Origin of the sequence: Lentzea sp. NPDC051838 (genome assembly GCF_040681245.1) — a bacterium.
Lineage (GTDB): Bacteria > Actinomycetota > Actinomycetes > Mycobacteriales > Pseudonocardiaceae > Lentzea.
Genome location: NZ_JBFAYI010000041.1, coordinates 1 through 16,941 on the forward strand (window position 1 = coordinate 1; position 16,941 = coordinate 16,941).

14 protein-coding genes are annotated in these 16,941 nt (G+C 68.0%); 8 read left to right on the forward strand and 6 right to left on the reverse strand.

What is annotated here, in order from left to right; translation table 11 throughout:
* Positions 1-499 precede the first annotated feature (499 nt).
* Genes AB0M24_RS43330 through AB0M24_RS43350 form a run of 5 tightly spaced genes read left to right on the forward strand, consistent with a single transcriptional unit; the run spans position 500 to position 4,849 of the window.
* Positions 500-1,351, forward strand: coding sequence for a GNAT family N-acetyltransferase (locus tag AB0M24_RS43330; protein ID WP_363780207.1), 852 nt, complete (start codon positions 500-502; stop codon positions 1,349-1,351).
* Between the two features lie 18 nt (positions 1,352-1,369).
* On the forward strand, positions 1,370-3,175 hold the full coding sequence (locus AB0M24_RS43335; RefSeq protein ID WP_363780209.1) for a penicillin-binding transpeptidase domain-containing protein: 1,806 nt from the start codon (positions 1,370-1,372) through the stop codon (positions 3,173-3,175).
* Entirely contained in the window at positions 3,175-3,324 is a 150-nt protein-coding gene (locus AB0M24_RS43340) for a hypothetical protein (RefSeq protein ID WP_363780211.1), read from the forward strand. The genes AB0M24_RS43335 and AB0M24_RS43340 overlap by 1 nt, the downstream gene beginning before the upstream one ends.
* A gap of 10 nt (positions 3,325-3,334) precedes the next feature.
* Positions 3,335-4,192, forward strand: a complete 858-nt coding sequence (gene map / locus AB0M24_RS43345) for a type I methionyl aminopeptidase (protein ID WP_363780213.1) — start codon at positions 3,335-3,337, stop codon at positions 4,190-4,192.
* 6 nt (positions 4,193-4,198) lie between these two features.
* Positions 4,199-4,849, forward strand: coding sequence for an HAD-IA family hydrolase (locus tag AB0M24_RS43350; RefSeq protein WP_363780215.1), 651 nt, complete (start codon positions 4,199-4,201; stop codon positions 4,847-4,849).
* Here the strand turns inward: AB0M24_RS43350 and AB0M24_RS43355 are convergent.
* Positions 4,836-5,516, reverse strand: a complete 681-nt coding sequence (locus AB0M24_RS43355) for a hypothetical protein (protein ID WP_363780217.1) — start codon at positions 5,514-5,516, stop codon at positions 4,836-4,838. The genes AB0M24_RS43350 and AB0M24_RS43355 overlap by 14 nt on opposite strands.
* Positions 5,517-5,544: 28 nt before the next feature.
* Here AB0M24_RS43355 and AB0M24_RS43360 point away from each other — a divergent pair, with 28 nt between their 5' ends.
* Entirely contained in the window at positions 5,545-7,044 is a 1,500-nt protein-coding gene (locus tag AB0M24_RS43360) for a cobyric acid synthase (protein WP_363780315.1), read from the forward strand.
* Here the strand turns inward: AB0M24_RS43360 and AB0M24_RS43365 are convergent.
* Positions 6,968-7,861 (reverse strand): EamA family transporter, encoded by an 894-nt coding sequence (locus AB0M24_RS43365; RefSeq protein ID WP_363780219.1) that lies wholly within the window; start codon positions 7,859-7,861, stop codon positions 6,968-6,970. The genes AB0M24_RS43360 and AB0M24_RS43365 overlap by 77 nt on opposite strands.
* Positions 7,862-7,934: 73 nt before the next feature.
* Here AB0M24_RS43365 and AB0M24_RS43370 point away from each other — a divergent pair, with 73 nt between their 5' ends.
* On the forward strand, positions 7,935-8,828 hold the full coding sequence (locus tag AB0M24_RS43370) for a LysR family transcriptional regulator (protein WP_363780221.1): 894 nt from the start codon (positions 7,935-7,937) through the stop codon (positions 8,826-8,828).
* On the opposite strand, the gene AB0M24_RS43375 is transcribed toward AB0M24_RS43370, so the two are convergent.
* From AB0M24_RS43375 to AB0M24_RS43390, 4 genes are all read right to left on the reverse strand, one after another.
* Complete coding sequence (locus AB0M24_RS43375; protein ID WP_363780223.1) at positions 8,825-12,544, reverse strand: hypothetical protein; 3,720 nt, start codon at positions 12,542-12,544, stop codon at positions 8,825-8,827. The two genes, AB0M24_RS43370 and AB0M24_RS43375, sit on opposite strands and share 4 nt — an antisense overlap.
* A gap of 72 nt (positions 12,545-12,616) precedes the next feature.
* The gene (locus tag AB0M24_RS43380) at positions 12,617-13,708 is read right to left on the reverse strand and encodes a winged helix DNA-binding domain-containing protein (protein ID WP_363780225.1); all 1,092 of its coding nucleotides are present in this window, start codon (positions 13,706-13,708) and stop codon (positions 12,617-12,619) included.
* Positions 13,709-13,823: 115 nt separating this feature from the next.
* Positions 13,824-14,927, reverse strand: a complete 1,104-nt coding sequence (locus tag AB0M24_RS43385) for an epoxide hydrolase family protein (protein ID WP_363780227.1) — start codon at positions 14,925-14,927, stop codon at positions 13,824-13,826.
* A 46-nt stretch (positions 14,928-14,973) separates the two neighbouring features.
* Positions 14,974-15,645 (reverse strand): FadR/GntR family transcriptional regulator, encoded by a 672-nt coding sequence (locus AB0M24_RS43390; protein WP_363780229.1) that lies wholly within the window; start codon positions 15,643-15,645, stop codon positions 14,974-14,976.
* A 48-nt stretch (positions 15,646-15,693) separates the two neighbouring features.
* Here AB0M24_RS43390 and AB0M24_RS43395 point away from each other — a divergent pair, with 48 nt between their 5' ends.
* A complete protein-coding gene (locus tag AB0M24_RS43395; RefSeq protein WP_363780231.1) occupies positions 15,694-16,938 on the forward strand; it encodes an MFS transporter in 1,245 nt (414 codons plus the stop codon).
* Positions 16,939-16,941 lie beyond the last annotated feature (3 nt).

Here is a 16,941-nt window from a genome sequence, read left to right on the forward strand (position 1 = left end):
CGTGCGCTCCGGCGGGCCCCGTCACGAGTCGTGCCTGATCGTTGGCCGCAGCCGAGGGGTTGGGTCAAGTCGACACGCTTTTCGTCGACTTGACCCAACCCCTCTGGTGTGGCTCGCTCCGGCACGACTCGTGACGGGGCCCGCCGGACCGCACCACCTACGGAACAGGCAGCCGCTGTAAGCAACAGGCGTGCCATCAACCCACCCGCAGCGCTGGCCCCCTGATCAGATTGGCGGGGTTTGGGGCAGAGCTCCAAGAGGGAAGCACGCAACAGGAACGCGCCCTACGCAAGGCGACCACCCGCAAGGTCGCGACTCGCAAGGCGACAGTCGCACGCAACAAGACCACCTACGGACACGAAACAGGCACCCGCCGACGCAACAGGGAGACAACAACGGCAACCGGCGCGCCCCCCAGAACCCCAGGTGCGCACGGTCACGCCCAGTAGGCACTGTTGGCTGATGCCATACGGACGTCTTATCTGGCAATCTGGTGAACGTGCTGAGGCTGGCCGGAGCGCGCGTGCTGGACGAACGCGACCTGATCGACGTACGCGGGGTCTTCGACAACGACCCCGTAGCCGCGTGCATGGTCGCAGCGAGGGTGGAAGCAGCCGGCCTGGACCCGTGGCGCCTGGGCGGCGAAATGTGGGGCTCGGACACAAGGCCAATCCGAGGCAAAGTGGACGGAATCTGCTTCTCCGGCCCCAACCTGATCCCTCTGAAGGGCTCAGCCAACGCCATGCGCATGTTCGCCGACCGAGCCCGCAGACGAGGCAGGATGTGCTCCAGCCTCGTAGGCCCGGCAGAACAGGTCTTAACTCTGTGGGATGAACTCCAACCGGACTGGGGCCCGGCCAGGGAGGTAAGAGGAGACCAGCCCCTCATGGCGATCTCCCAAGCCCCCAAGATCACCCCAGACCCGTTGGTGAGACAGGTCCGCCCCAGCGAACTGCCGAGATACCTCCCCGCAGCCATCTCGATGTTCATCGAAGAGGTGGGCATCGACCCCTGCGCGGAAGACGGCGGCGCAGGCTACCGAGCCAGAGTCAGCGAACTGATCGCCGCAGGCAGGGCGTTCGCGAGGTTCGAACACGGCGAGGTCGTCTTCAAGGCCGAGATCGGCGCCATGTCCAGCCGGGTGGGCCAGATCCAAGGCGTCTGGGTCCGCCCGGACCGGAGAGGCGAAGGCATCGGCCAAGCCGGCACCGCAGCAGTGGCGGACCGCCTGACCAGAGTCCTCAACCGCACGGCCAGCCTCTACGTCAACGGCTACAACCACGTCGCCCAAGCCGCCTACCGCAAGATCGGCTTCGAACAAGTCGGTCAATACGCGACTGTCCTCTTCTGACGGGGCATACTCGCCGAGGTGCGCCTCGCGAAGATCACGCCAGCGGTCCTGACAGCGGTCCTGACGGTGAGCCTGAGCGGCTGCGGCCTGTTCAAGTCCGAACCGGGGGCTCCGGAGATCACCAACGACTTCCTGGCGAAGCTCGCCTCCGGTGACGTCCAGGGAGCCGCCAACCTGACGGACAACCCGAACGAGGCCAAGGAGACGCTGGAGAAGTTCCGGGCGGCGCTCAAGCCCAAGGCTCTGACCAGCAAGGTCGACCAGCTGCGCAAGAACGGCGAGACGGCGTCCGAGGCGAGCGTCACCCTCGACTGGGACCTCGACAAGAACCGCCACTGGACGTACCCGACGAAGTTCGACGTCCGCCAGGAGGGCGAGAACTGGAAGGTCCACTGGCAGACCTCGGTGCCGCACCCGAAGCTCGCGCCGCAGCAGTCCATCCTGCTCACCGAGCTCAAGCCGGACCCGGCGCCGGTGCTGGACCGCGAGGGCACCCCGCTGCTGGCCCCGGAACGAGTCGTGTCGGTGCTGCTCGTCGCCAAGGAGGCGGGTGACGTCAACGCGGTCGCCAAGTCCCTGGCCGACGCGCTGAACCCGCTCGACAAGGCGATCACCCAGCAGTCGATCACCGAAGGCGCCGGCAAGACCCCGGAGGGCCAGGCGTACCAGGTGGCGGCGCTGCGCGACCCCGACTACCAGTCGGTGAAGGCCAAGATCTACGACCTGCCGGGCGTCCGGTTCAGCACGCAGACGTCGTTGCTCGCACCCAGCCGCAACTTCGGGTCGCAGGTGCTGCCGGCCGTGCGCAAGCTCGTCGAGAACGACATCGCGGGCAACGCGGGCTTCCGGATCGCCACGATCGACGCGCAGGGTGCCGAGGTCGAGGAGCTGACCTCGAAGGCCCCCGAGCCCGCCAAGGCCGTGAACATCGCGCTGTCCAGGGCCATCCAGGCCGCCGCCGAGGACGCCATCGAGCCCGTGCAGCAGCCCACGGTGCTGGTCGCGATCCAGCCGTCGACGGGCGACATCCTCGCCGTCGCGCAGAACGACCCCGCCGACGCCCAGGGCGCGATCTCGCTGACCGGCCGCTTCCCGCCGGGCTCGACGCAGAAGGCCGTGACCGCGCTCGCCGCGATCCAGTCCGGCAAGGTCACCGCCGAGACGCCGCTGCCGTGTCCCGGCAAGACCACGATCGACGGGCGCCGGATCGTGCCGAACTCCAACGAGTTCGACAAGGGCACGATCCCGCTGCGCAGCGCCTTCGCGTTCTCCTGCAACACGACGTTCGCGCAGCTCGCCGTCGACATGCCGGCCGACCTGCTGACGAACACCGCCCAGTCGCTCGGCCTCGGCGTCGACTTCGACATCCCGGGCCTGACCACGATCACCGGGTCTGTGCCGCCCGCGACCGACGTCGTGGAACGGGCCGAGGACGCGTTCGGGCAGGGCAAGGTGCTGGCGTCGCCGTTCGGCATGGCGCTCGTCAGCGCGTCCATCGCGAAGGGCTCGATGCCGACCCCGCAACTGGTGCGCGGCAAGGAGACCAAAGCGGACAAACAGCCCGCAGGGCCGCCCGCGGCCGCGCTCGACCCCGTGCGGCAGATGATGCGCGAGGTCGTCGACTACGGCACTGCACCGCAACTCAAGCCGTACGGAGACGTGAGGGGCAAGACTGGTACCGCACAGTTCGGCGACGGCGTGCACTCACACGGGTGGTTCATGGGCTATCGAGGCGATCTCGCGTTCGCGACGCTGGTCCTGAGTGGAGAAACTTCAACTCCAGCCGTGGACGTGGCGGCGAGGTTCCTGAAGGCGGTGCCGTGATGACCAGACCTGACCTGCTCACCTTGCGGGAGCGCCTGCTCCGCGCGGGCGTGCTGCTCCCCGCGCCCCGTGAGTCGCTGGAGCAGGACGTTCCGCCGTGGATGCGGGGCAAGGACCAGGTCCGAGGCGGTTCCGTCGCCGCCAAGTAATGTGGGGCGCATGGCTGTTCGTGCTCCGCTGCAACCCGGTGTCCAGTCTCCACGGCGTCAGGTGCCCTCGCGCATCACGCGTCCCGAGTACGTGGACAAGCCCGCGCCCCAGCGCGGCACCGACCCGTGGGTGCAGACGCCGGAGATCATCGAGGCCATGCGGATCGCCGGGCGTCTCGCCGCCCAGGCGCTGCAGGAGGCGGGCAAGGTCGTCGTTCCCGGCGTGACCACGGACGAGATCGACGCGGTGGCGCACGAGTTCCTGTGCGACAACGGCGCGTACCCGTCGACGCTGGGCTACCGCGGCTTCCCGAAGTCGTGCTGCACCTCGCTCAACGAGGTCATCTGCCACGGCATCCCGGACTCCACGGTCGTCGAGGACGGCGACATCGTGAACATCGACGTGACGGCGTTCATCGGCGGCGTGCACGGCGACACGAACGCGACTTTCCTCGCGGGCAACGTCTCCGAGGAGAACCGGCTGCTGGTCGAGCGCACGCACGAGGCGACCATGCGCGCGATCAAGGCCGTCAAGCCCGGCCGTGAGATCAACGTCATCGGCCGCGTCATCGAGGCGTACGCCAAGCGCTTCGGCTACGGCGTGGTGCGCGACTTCACCGGCCACGGCATCGGCCGCTCGTTCCACAGCGGCCTGGTCGTCCTGCACTACGACGAGCCGTCGGTGAAGACCGTGCTCGAACCGGGCATGACGTTCACGATCGAGCCGATGATCACGCTCGGCGACTTCGAGCACGACATGTGGGACGACAACTGGACCGTCACCACGAAGGACAAGAGCTGGACCGCTCAGTTCGAGCACACGCTCGTCGTCACCGAGACGGGCTCGGAGATCCTCACGGTCTGCTGATCACCGGTGAAGCGCTGCGTCCTGTTCGATCACGACGGCGTTCTGGTCGACACCGAGTTCTGGTACTTCCAGGCGGGAGCACGCGCTCTCGCCGAGATCGGTGTGACCCTGGACGAGGATCGGTACCTCAGCGACATGGGCCAGGGACTGGGGACCTGGGCCCAGGCGAAGGCGGCAGGGGTCGACGAGCAGACCATCCGCAGGCAGCGCGCGGTCCGGGACGCGTACTACCAGGAGTACCTGCGAACCGAGTCGATCGAGATCGAGGGCGTCGTGGAGACCCTGGCCGAACTGTCGAAGTTCGTCCGCATGGCCATCGTGACCACCGCGAAGCGGGTGGATTTCGACATCATCCACGAGCAGCGCCAGATCACCCGGTTCATGGAGTTCGTTCTCGCGCGGGAGGACTACACGCTCGCCAAGCCGCACCCGGAGCCGTACCTGACCGGCCTGGCTCGGCTGGGGGCGAGCAGGGAGGAAACCCTGGTCGTCGAGGACTCGGCACGGGGGTTGCGCTCGGCGGTGGCGGCCGGCATCGACTGTGCCGTCGTCCACAACGAGTTCACGAAAGGACAGGACTTCTCCGGAGCCGCCCACCGGATCCAGACCCTGGCGGAACTGAAGGAAATCCTCCTGCGCCAGGTCACAGACTGCTGATGACGGACCGCAGCGCGGCCGCGACCGTCGAAGGCGACGTCGCGGCCGCCAGGTGGTGCGACTCGACGCGCTCGACGGGCCAGCCCAGCGCTTCCGCCTTGTCGGCTGCGTCGTCGTAGGCCGCGGACAGCAGCACGTACCCGCACGCCCCGGACCACTCGACGACCGGGCGCTGCTCCTTCAGGAACTCCCACGGCACCTCGGGCGCCTCGTCGCGCATCTCCTCGCGCAGGTCCGCCGGCACGAGCCGCAACGGGTCCTCGTCGAACCACCGGTCCCAGCGCGGCAGCCTGCCGTCCCGCACCGACGCCTTGACCTGCCGCACCAGCGCGGGGTCGACCGTCTCGCGCCACGCCTTGCCGGGCGTCGGCAGGTCGGAGTCGAGGAACACCAGACCGGCCACGTCGAGTTCCAGCGCGTCCGCGAAGCTCGGCAGCAACGGGCCGGCGCCGCTGTGACCCACCAGCACGAGTGGTCCGGCGACGCCCGAGTCCTCCAGGGCGTCCGCGAAAGCGCCGATCAGCCGCTGGTGGACGGGGGCCTCGTTGACGGTCATCTGCAGGTCGACCAGCAGCACGGCCACCCCGTCGGAGGCCAGTTCGTCGGCGAGCGGGCGCATGCTCGACGGGCCGAGGAAAGGGCTGTGCATGAGGACGACGGTGACCATGGGGGTGATGATGGCAGCATTGGCGTCCATGCGGGGCGCGATGTTGATCTGTGGGACGACCTCGGACGCGGGCAAGAGCGTTCTGGTCGCGGGTTTGTGCCGCTTTCTGGCACGCCAGGGCGTCGACGTCGTGCCTTTCAAGGCGCAGAACATGTCGAACAACTCGTTCGTCACACTCGACGGCGGCGAGATCGGGCGGGCGCAGGCGTTGCAGGCGCGGGCGGCGTTCAAGGAGCCCAGCGTGCGGTTCAACCCCGTGCTGCTGAAGCCGGGCAGTGACCGCACGTCACAGGTCGTGGTGCTCGGCAAGGCGGTCGGCGAGGTGTCGGCGCTCAGCTACCGCGAGCGCAAGCAGCAGCTGCTCGACACGGTTTTGTCCACTTTGGACGGGTTGCGCGCCTCGCACGAAGTGGTGATCTGCGAGGGTGCCGGGTCGCCCGCCGAGATCAACCTGCGCGCCAACGACATCGCGAACATGGGCCTGGCGACGCGGGCCCAGCTTCCCGTTCTGGTCATCGGCGACATCGACCGCGGGGGTGTGTTCGCGCACCTCTTCGGCACGGTCGCGGTGCTCGACGCGGCCGATCAGGCACTCGTCTCGGGCTTCGTCATCAACAAGTTCCGCGGGGACGCACGCCTGCTCGAACCGGGCCTGCACCAGCTCAAGGCGCTGACCGGACGGCCGGTGCTCGGCGTGCTGCCGTGGCGCGAGGAGCTGTGGCTCGACGCCGAGGACTCGTTGTCCTACAACGCGGACGGCGTGATCGGACGGCCGCGGCCTCCGGTCAGGGACTGGCTGCGGGTCGCCGTGATCCGGTTGCCCAGAATCTCCAACGCCACCGACGTCGAGGCTTTGGCTTGCGAGCCAGGCGTTTCCGTGCGGTTCGTGACCGAGCCGTCACGGCTGGCGGACGCGGATCTGGTCGTGCTGCCCGGTTCCAAGGCCACTGTCTCGGACCTCGCGTGGCTGCGCGAAACCGGTCTGGCGGAAGCGATTCGGCGGTTCGACGGTCCGATCCTGGGGATCTGCGGCGGCTTCCAGATGCTGGCGAAGCGCATCGAGGACGACGTGGAGTCCAAGGACGGCGTGACCGACGGACTCGGCCTGCTCGACGTCGACATCCGCTTCCAGCAACAGAAAACCCTCGCCAACCCCAGCGCCGTCGCGTGGGACGAACCGGTCACCGGCTACGAGATCCACCACGGCCAAGTGGTGCGCAGCAACGAGAACCCGCTCATCGACGAGGAGGGCGCCGAGACGGACCGGGTTCTGGGCACGCACTGGCACGGGTTGCTGGAGAACGACGGGTTCCGCCGCAAGTTCCTGCTGTGGGCCGCCGAACGCGCCGGACGGGACTTCGTGCCGGGCGAGGTGAGCTTCCAGGCCGCCCGCGAGGCTCAGCTGAACCTGCTGGGCGACCTGGTCGCGGAGAACCTCGACACCAAGGCCGTTATCGACCTGCTGGAACGAGGAGCTCCGGCCGGCCTTCCGTTCGTGCCGCCCGGCGCCCCACCAGCTGCGGGATAGCGAGCCCGGCCAGCACCAGCCCGCCCGCCGCCACCTGCACGCCGTTCAGACCCTCGCCGAGGAACGCCCACGCCGACAGCATCCCGAACACCGGCACCAGCAACGAGAACGGCGCCACCACCGAAGACTCGTACTTGCGCAGCAGGAGCCCCCAGATCCCGAACCCGAGCAGCGTCGAGATCCACGCGACGTACCCGATCGCGCCCACGCCCGCCCAGTCGAGCCTGCCGAGCGCCGACACGTCCTCGGTCAGGAACGACAGCGCGAACAACGGCAGCACGGCGACAGCGCTCACCCACACCATGAACCGCAACGTGTCCGCGGGCCGCGCGTACCGCATCAGCACGTTCGACACGCCCCAGCACGCCGCCGCCGCGACCAGCAGCATGAACCCGAGCAGCGGCGAACTCAGCCCGTAGTCCCACGCGATGATCCCGATGCCCGCCACCGCGAGCGCGATGCCGGTGATCTGCACTGGCCGCGGCCGTTCGCGCAGCACCACGGCGGCGAACACGGTCGTGAAGATCACCTGACTCTGCAGGACGAGGCTGGACAGCCCTGCCGGCATGCCCGCCTTGAGCCCGATGAACAGGAAGCTGAACTTCGCGACGCCGAGCACCAGCCCGACCGCGATGATCCAGCGCCACGCCACCCGCGGCCGCCCGACGAAGAAGATCGCCGGCACCGTCGCGGCGAGGAACCGCAGCGCCGAGAACAGGATCGGCGGGAACTCGTCCAGGCCGACCTTGAGCACGACGAAGTTGAAGCCCCAGATGGCGGCGACCAGCACGGCGAGCAGGAGGTGACGGGGGTTCATGCCCTTAAGCTTGCAGGCGCTAACTATTTAGCACCAGTTCCGCTTTGTTAGGTGATGGGTTTAGCATCGCTACATGCTCGATCTGGGAAGACTGAAGGCCCTGCACGCCGTCGCCGTCCACGGCACCGTCGGCGCCGCGGCCGAGGTGCTCGGCTACACGCCGTCCGCGGTCTCGCAGCAGATCGCCAAGCTCGAACGCGAAACCCGCACCACGCTGCTGGAACGCCGAGGCCGAGGCGTTCGCCTCACCGACGCGGCGCACCTGCTGGCCGAGACCGCCGGCCAGGTGCTGAAGCTCGTCGAGGAGGCCGAGGTCGCCCTGGAGGAACAGCGCGGTGCCGCGATCGGCCGCCTGTGCATCGGCTCGTTCGCCACCGCCGCCCGAGGCCTCCTCCCGGACGTGCTGGTCGCGCTCGCGGACCAGCACCCCGCGCTGGACGTCCGGATCAAGGAGATCGACCCGCCCCTGGCCATCGAGGCCGTGGCGCGCGGCGAGCTGGACATGGCGATCGTGCACGACTGGCAGAACACCCCGCTGCCGATTCCGGACTCGCTGTCCAGGGCCTTCCTCGTCGAGGACGTGGCGGAGGTGCTCATCCCCGCGTCCAACCCCTTGTCGCAGAAGGAGTTCCTGGAACCCGCCGACCTCGCGGGGCAGCGGTGGATGTGCCAGCAGGAAGGCTCGATCTGCTTCGACTGGCTGGTACGGACGTTCCGCGCGGCCGGTGTCGAGCCGAAGCTGGCCTACCGCATCAACGAGTACCACACGCAGTTCGCGTTGCTGGAGAAGGGAATCGGCGTCGCGCTGATTCCGCGGCTGGGCAGGGGAGAGATGCCGGCGGGTGTGCGGGTCGTGCCGTTGCGGCCGAACCCGACGCGGCGGCTGTACGCGGTGTGGCGCACGCAGGCGTCACGCCGTCCGGCGATCACCGCGGCTTTGGACGTGATCAAGCAGGTCGCGGTCTAGGAGGCCTTGCCCTCGCCGCGACCGCGGAAGTTGGGGCCGACCTTGAAGTCGTTCGGCTCCTCGTTCTCGCCGCCCTTGCCCGAGTTGCACGGGCCGCACATCGGGTCGAGCTTCGCGGCGGACGCGTCGTTGTACCAGGCGTTGCGCTCGTCGTAGCTCATGTTGTTGCCGCCCTTGGTCTGCCAGTGCGTGATCACCGACGGCTCGTGGTCGAACGTGAGCGGCGCGCCGCCCTTCTTGTTCAGGCGAACCTGCTTGCAGTGCGGGCAGAAGTAGGCCTTCTTGTCGCTCGCCAGGGGGGAGGCGGCCGGGACGAGCAGGCGGAGCGAGTCGAAGGCGGCCCTGCGGTTCTTGCCGCGGGTGTCGTTGTCCTTGTTCCAGCTGCCGTACACCTCAGGGCGGAACTTCTTGCCGCGATAGTTGCTCTTGAGCTCCTGTTCGGCCGTGACCCACTCCGAACCGTGCGCGAGGCTCTTCAGGCTCTTCATCTTGTACTCGCGGCCGATGTCCACGAGCAGGCCGGCCGCGTTGACGATGTGCTCGTTGATCTCCTTCTCGATGGCGGCGGTCATCTTGACGCCATGGGTGCTCGGCGACTTCTCCAGGTTCTCGGCCAGGACGAGCTGACGGCTCACCTTCTCGAGCTTCTTCCTGAGCCCCTTCCTGGGCAGGTTGCTCCTGTCGCGGTCGGCGAGCTCGTTCCACGCGTACTGGAGCAGGTCCTTCAGGTTCTCCCGTCGTGCCGAAGCCATCTGGACGACGAGCTTGCCGCCCTCGCTCTTCGCGTAGAGGGTGTGCCCGGCGCCGTCCATGTCGAAGGTCTTCTCGATGTTGATGTTCGCCGGGGTCGCGGGCGCGGCGGGCTCCTTCTTGCCGCCGGTCAGCCTGTCCTTGACGGCCTCCGCCTTGCCCTTCACCCACGCCTTGCCCGCGGCGACCTTCGCCTTGACCTTGCCGCTGATCCCCTTGATGCCCTTGATGATCGGGCCGGCCAGCGTGAGGCCCTTCTTGATCACCCAGTCCAGGGCCTTGTTCACCGGCTTCTGCAGCGTCTCGATGATCGACTTGATCTTCGCGCCGATGCCGCCCAGCCCGATCGCGCTCGCGAGGAAGCCGATGATGATCGGGACCATCTGGCCGAGCACGTCGTTGATCTTGTTGACGACGCCGCTCACGTTGCCGCGCACGATGTCGGCCACCGAGTCGATGACGGTGTTGACGAACTTCAGGATGCGGCTGCCGTTGTTCACGAAGAACATCACGACGTCGTAGATCAGCTTGCAGGCCTTGATGAAGGCGGCGGCGGGGTTCAGGAGCCCGATCAGCCAGGTGATGCCGGCGGTGATGATCTTCGTGATCACGAAGTCCTTCACCTGCTCGAGAATCATGTTCTTGATGTCGCCGAGCTTCTCCAGCAGCATCTGCCACAGACCGGCGACGCCCTGCGAGGTCAGGACCTGGAAGATCTCGACACCCTTCTCGGCCGCGGCCATGGCCTTCTCGCCGATCTGCTTCACCAGGCGGTTGCGGATGTTCGACCAGGTCAGGCCGAAGATCGACGCCAGCAGCTTGATGATGCCCTTCAGGTCGAACTTCTCGGGGAGTTCGATGCCCGCCTCGGCCAGGGCGCCGAACAGCCAGCTCATCAGGCCCTTGCGCAGGTGGTCGACGATCTCGTCCTTGAACTTGAGGATGCCGCCCTTCACGCCCGCGATCAGGTTGCCGAGGAACTCGACCGGTTTCTTGATGATGTCGCCGACGACTCCGGCCGCGCGGGACAGCACGTCGCGCAGCATCGCGGCGAGCTCGCGGATCGTGTTGATCACGCCCTTGACGGCGTCGATCGCGGCGTCGACGAGGCCCTTGTTCTCCGCCTGCAACGCTTCGATGCGCTCGTCGAGCCCAGCGCGTGCCTCGACGTACTTGCTGGCCAACGAGTCCACGACGGAGTTCTGCTTGTCGGCGACGTCGCTTTCGAGCTGCTCGAACCTGGAGTTGATCTCCTCGGACGCCTCGGCGCCGACCTTCTGCAGGTCTGGCGACAACGTCTTCACGTACGCGGCGATCTCGGCCTTGCCCGCCGCGATCTTCTGCTTGGCCAGGGAGAGGTCGTTGCCCACGATGTCGGCGACGCGGGAGATCACGCCGTCCATCTGCTTCAGGTAGAGCTCGCGGCCGGCGGTGTAGAACTCGTTGACCTTGTCCGGCATGCCGAGCAGCTTGTCCTTGGCCCAGCGGAACCCGCCGAGCCAGCCGGAGTAGCGATCCTGTTTGTAGGCACCGACTTTCGCCGCCACGAACGCCTCGAACGCCTGCCGTGCCTGAGCCTCGCCTTGAGTGAACGCCGCGTCCACCTTCGGGTCGATGCCTTCCAGGATCTTCTTCACCTCGGCCTCGGTGGCCGTGAAGATGCTCTGGACCTTCGTCGTCACCTCGGCGCGCTTGGCCTCGTCCTTGGTCTTCGTCTTCCCCTTGTCCGCCACCAGTTTCGCCAGTGCGGCACCCTTCGCGCCCTGCATTCCCGCCACACCCGCGGCGGTCTCGGCGGAGGCATCGGCCTTGGTCTGTCCGATCACCTGCTGTTCCTGCGTGCGGAACTCGCCGGGGGCGGTGCTGGCGTGGGCGGCGGCGGTCTGCTTGGCGTCCAGGGCTTGCTGGAACTGCGGTTCGTTCGACTGCCGCAGCTGCTCGTCGGTGACGTCACCCTGTTCCTGAGCGACCTGCTGCTTGCCGGCGGACAGGTCGGTCTGCGCCGGCGCGGCGGGCTTCGGTGCGGCACCGGCAGCCGGGATCGCCGGGGCGGCACCGGGGTTCTCGGGTGCCATCGGCGTAACGGGCTTCGGTACGGCTTTTGATTGATCCGGCGGCGCGTCGGTGGCTGCCGCGACATCCTTGGCCTGTCCCTGAGTGCCTTGGGACACCATGCCTTTCACTTCGGACGCGACCCCGTCGGCCTTGCCCTCCGGAGAGGTGGCGTCCTGCAACGTCTTCGGCGACTTCGCCTCGATCGCGGTCTTCACGGCCGCGATGAACGCCTGCTTGTCGAACGACCCCGCCTGCTGCGCGTCCATCGCGTCGACCTTCGAGGCCTTCGCCTGCCCGGCCAAGTCGTCGGTGGGCGCGACCGCCGCGTCCTGCGCCTCCTTGGCCTTCGCGGAGGCGGGCGGGTGCGCCTTCTTGGCTGCAGCGAACCCCTTGACCTTCGCCGTTACCTGCATGAACGCCGGATCTGCCGCGGCGACAGCAGGAACCGCAGGTGCCGCAACGGGTTTCGCGGCCGCACCACCGGTCTTGGCCGCTGGTTTCGCGCCCGCCTTGCCGAGCTTCGACTGAGCGGGCACCGGTTTCGGTGGCGGCACGGGCTTCTTGGGCTGCACGGCGTTCGGCCCGAACCCGGTCGTCGTCACGGCCAGCGCCGACGCGGGCGGTTTCGGCCCCTCCAACGTCACCGGAACACCCGCCGACTGCGCCGCCTTCAACCCCTTCTCGACGGTGTCGATGTCCGGTTCGTCGCGGCGAACCTCTTTCAGGGCAGCGTCGATCGACGCCTCGTCCGGCTGCTTCTGCTTGGCCGCCATGAGCGCGCCCACGGCCGCGTTGCCCGCGTCGCGTTGCAAGGCGAGCAGAGCGTGCAGGCCGACAGGGCCCGCTCTCCGTTTACCGTCCGCGAGAGCGTCTGTGACCTTCGCTTCGGCTGATCGGCGTGCGGCGACCATGGGACGAGCGTGAACTGGCCTCACGACCTGGAACACGCCCGCCAGACACCCTTGAGGGCACAGAATTCCGCCCTAAGGGGCAGCGATCACGTGCGTCTTCTTGGGCGCCATCACCTTCAGCACCGCCTTGGCCTCGCGCACCACACCCGCGATGTCCTTCTTGAAGGTCTTGAAGTACGGCTCGATGTGCAACGTGGCGGTGTCCTTGGTCTCCACCACGTTCCAGGTGCCGCGCACGAACCCGTCCACGAGGAACGTCGGCGGGAACACGGCGTTGCGCACCGCACCCCACCGCGCCCGCGCCTCGTCGCTCATGATCCGGCTCTTGTCGGCGTGCCCGAACATGACGCTGTCGAACGCCGGCAGCAGCCGTGCGGGCGCGGGCGTGCTCTCGTCCACGATCAGCCCGTCCGGCACGTCCAGCAGCACCTTGCCCGCCTCGTTGCGGTACTCCACGAGATCGAGGTCGGCCGCGTGCGCCTTCAACCCGATCAACCGCGACCAGGCCTGCATGTCCGCGAGCGTCGCCGGCCCGAACACCCGCAGGTACCGCGTGATCAGCTCCGCCACCGCGGCCTCCTCCGGCAGGTCGCGACCGAGCCACGTGGCCATCGCGATGTTCTGCGGAATGCCGCCCACACCCCAGATTCCGCGCGGCGGCACCTGGATCATCGGCACCAGCATCTGCGCCTGCGTCGACAGCTCCCGCGCCCTGCCCTCGGGAAAGTGCTCCTCGAGGTGCGTGCCGATCTCCGCCACCGTCCGCGGCTCGGTGTCGACGAACTCGCGGGTGATCCGCGCCAGCTTGTCGAGGTCGATCTCGACCCGTTCGGCGGGCGGCATCGCGTTGCGCGCCCACTTGTTCAGCTCCGGCTGCAACGCCGTGCGCATCAGGTAGACGTCGGAGGCCGAGATCAGGTGCAACGTGCCGCGCCACAACGTCATCCGCACCAGCGACCGGTCCACGATCAGCTTGCTCAGCGCGTCGAACTTGAACGGCTTGAGCCGCGTCCACAGCGCGAGGTAGGGCGGCACCGGCGCCTGGGCGTGCAGCCCGCCGAGGTGCTCGACGGCCTGCACGATCGGCATGTCCGTCCGCTCCAGCAGGAGTTGCCGGGCGAGCAGCGTCCGGTTGAGGGTGCGGTTCGACAGCGTTGTGGTCACTGCGGCCTCCGGTGGAGTTCACGACCCTCCGACCGGGGAGGCGTCTTGCTCGTTGTGTTGGTGAGGTGCGGGCTTTGCGCTGTCACGTCGAGGCCCGGACGGCGTGGGAAGAAAGTCACAGCGATCCGAAGAACTTCCTGATGTCTTGGACCAGCAGGTCCGGCTCCTCCATCGCGGCGAAGTGCCCGCCTCGGTCGAACTCCGTCCAGTGCACGAGCGTCGGAATCATCTTCTCCGCCAGCGACCGCACCGGCGCGCTGATGTCGTGCGGGAAGATCGCCACGCCCGTCGGTACCGTCGTCGGCTGCTGCTGGCCCCACGACGCCGCCTGCTCCTTGTAGAGCGCCGCCGACGAGCCCGCCGTGCCGGTGAACCAGTAGATGGACACGTTGGTCAGCATCTGGTCGCGATCGACCGCGTCCTCTGGCACGCCCTCGTTGTCCGTCCAGTCGTGGAACTTCTCCACGATCCACGCCAGCTGCCCGACGGCTGAGTCGGTCAGCCCGTACCCGAGCGTGCGCGGCCGGGTGCGCTGGACGTGCATGTAGCCGGAGAGCTCCTTCTGGTAGTGGTCGAGCGACTCCAGCGACTTGAGTTCCTCCGGCGTCAGGTCGTTGACCCCGGACGGCCGGAAGGTCTGCAGCATGTTCACGTGCACGCCGACGACGTGCTCGGGGAACACCCGGCCGATCTCCTGCGCGATGCCCGAACCCCAGTCGCCGCCCTGCGTGCCGTAGCGGTCGTAGCCGAGGCCCTCCATGAGCTTCGCGAACGCCCAGGCGATGCGCAGCACGTTCCAGCCGGTCTTGCGCACGGGCCCGGAGAAGCCGAAACCGGGGATCGACGGGATCACCAGGTGGAAGTCCTCGGACAGCGGCTCGATCACGGGGAGGAACTCGGCGAACGAGCCCGGCCAGCCGTGGATCAGCAGCAACGGCAGCGCGTCGGGTTTCTTCGACCGCACGTGGACGAAGTGGATCCGCTGGTCGCTGATCTCGGTCGTGAACTGCGGGTAGGAGTTGATCCGCTCCTCCTGCGCACGCCAGTCGAACCCGTCGGCCCAGTAGGCGGCGAGCGGGCGCAGGTAGGTCAGGGGGATGCCGTAGGACCAGCCGACGCCCGGCAGGTCGTCCTCGGGCCACCGCGTCCGAGCCAGGCGCGCACGGAGGTCGTCGACCTCGGCCTGCGGGATCTCGATGCGAAACGGCGTCGTTTCCATGGCCCCCACGCTATGACCTGATGCGGACTACTTTGGTCCGCATTTTTCAGCAGAACTTCTCGATCAGCTCCTCGAAGAACCCGCCCGCCTCGATCGCCGCCTTCTCCTGGTCGCCGTCCCGGACCGCGTGCAGCAGCCCGGTGTGCGACACCTGGTCCTGACCAGGCTGACTGGTGTCGACAGATGCCGCCACCGAAGCCTTAACGGCCTCGGTCAAGCCCTGGTAGAGCTCCGCTAGGAGCGTGTTGTGCGAGCACTGCACGAGCAGCACGTGGAACGCCGTGTCGTGCTCGATCACCTCGCTCCACTGCTCGGCCTCCATCGCCGCGTCGCGCTTGCGCAGCAGCTCGGTGAGGCGTGCCAGCTCGGCGTCGGTGCGGTGCTTGGCGGCGAGGCGTGCGCCTTCCATCTCCAGCGTGCGGCGGACCTGGAGGACTTCCTTCAGCTCGGTCCCGCACATGCGGCGGACCGCGCCGGAGATCTCGCTGGTCGCGCGGACGAACGTGCCGTCGCCCTGCCGCACCTCCAGCAGGCCGGCGTGCGAGAGAGCGCGCACGGCTTCACGAACCGTGTTCCGACCCACCCCGAGCGCGGTGACCAGCTCGGGCTCGGGCGGGATGCGCTGCCCGACGGGCCATTCGCCGCTGGTGATCGCGCTTCGCATCTGCTCGATCACCTGGTCGACGAGGCCTGCACGTCGGGTAGTGGCCAACGGCACAGCGTCATCCTTTCATCCGAACATCCCATGTCTGCGATAGTGGTGCGCGTGACGATTCAGCAGACGACTAGTGCCGCACAGACTGCCACCGATCCGGGTCGCAGGGTGACGGTCGTCAAGAATCGTCACGTTCCGCTGGTCGGGTCCACGCTGCTCGCGATCGGGGTCGCCCTCGCTGCCGCGAATCTCCGCCCTGCGGTGACCAGTTTGGCCTCGGTCCTCGGCGATGTCCGCGCCGCCCTGGGGGTTTCGGCCGCTTGGACCAGCGCGTTGACGGCCGTTCCGGCGCTCTGCTTCGGCTTCGCGGCGTTCGCGGCCCCCTGGCTGGGTCGCCGCCTCGGCATGGCCCGCGCGATCGGACTGTCCTTGGGGGTGCTCACGCTCGGCCTGGTGCTGCGCGTGATCGACGGTCCGTGGGTCGTGCTGGGCGGCACCTTCATCGCGTGTGCGGGCATCGCGGTGTCCAACGTGCTGATCCCGGTGGTGGTGAAGGCGTCCTTCCCGGACAAGGTCGGCCTGATCACCGGCGTCTACACGGGAACTCTGTCCGCCGGCGCCGCACTCGCCGCCGCGCTCACGCCACGGCTGGAGGACTTCTTCGGTTCGTGGCGCCTCGCCGTCGGGGTGTGGGCGCTTTTGTCAGCCGGCGCGGTGATCGTGTGGTTCGCCGCCGCACGCCACGGTCAGGAGTCGACGGTCGTCCGCTCGGCCACTCCGGTCGAGAAGCGATCGTTGCTGCGCAGCCCGCTGGCGTGGGTGATCACGGTGTTCTTCGGTCTGCAGTCGCTGTTCGCCTACACCGTCATGGGCTGGTTGCCCGCCATGCTCGTCGACTCGGGCGTGGACCGGAACACCGCCGGCATGCTGCTCGCCGTCTCGATGCTGCTCAGCGTCCCGGTGTCGTTGTTCGTTCCGCCGATCGCCGCACGCTTCAAGAGCCAGGGCCCGATGGTGCTCGCGCTGGGCGTGCTGTCGTTCGCGGGCATCCTCGGCATGCTGGTGGCACCCGCCGCCGCACCCGGCCTGTGGGTGGTGCTGATCGGGTTCGGCATGGGCATGTTCCCGCTGGCGCTGCTGGTCATGTCGCTGCGCACGAAGTCCACTTCGGACACCGCGCGGCTGTCGGCGATGGCGCAGAGCCTCGGCTATCTGATCGCGGCGACCGGACCGTTCGCGTTCGGCATGCTCCGGGACGCCACCGGCGCGTGGACCACCTCGCTGGTGCTGCAGCTGGTGCTGCTCGCCGCCTTGACCGTTCTGGGCATGATCGCGGGTCGTCCTCGCTACGTTTGATCC

Bases quoted from the DNA above. Each gene is read 5' to 3' on its own strand.
- map (WP_363780213.1), top strand. From the start codon at position 3,335: ATGGCTGTTCGTGCTCCGCTGCAACCCGGTGTCCAGTCTCCACGGCGT.
- AB0M24_RS43360 (WP_363780315.1), top strand. From the start codon at position 5,545: ATGCGGGGCGCGATGTTGATCTGTGGGACGACCTCGGACGCGGGCAAG.
- AB0M24_RS43385 (WP_363780227.1), bottom strand. From the start codon at position 14,927: ATGGAAACGACGCCGTTTCGCATCGAGATCCCGCAGGCCGAGGTCGAC.
- AB0M24_RS43340 (WP_363780211.1), top strand. From the start codon at position 3,175: ATGACCAGACCTGACCTGCTCACCTTGCGGGAGCGCCTGCTCCGCGCG.
- AB0M24_RS43370 (WP_363780221.1), top strand. From the start codon at position 7,935: ATGCTCGATCTGGGAAGACTGAAGGCCCTGCACGCCGTCGCCGTCCAC.
- AB0M24_RS43365 (WP_363780219.1), bottom strand. From the start codon at position 7,861: ATGAACCCCCGTCACCTCCTGCTCGCCGTGCTGGTCGCCGCCATCTGG.
- AB0M24_RS43375 (WP_363780223.1), bottom strand. From the start codon at position 12,544: ATGGTCGCCGCACGCCGATCAGCCGAAGCGAAGGTCACAGACGCTCTC.
- AB0M24_RS43355 (WP_363780217.1), bottom strand. From the start codon at position 5,516: ATGGTCACCGTCGTCCTCATGCACAGCCCTTTCCTCGGCCCGTCGAGC.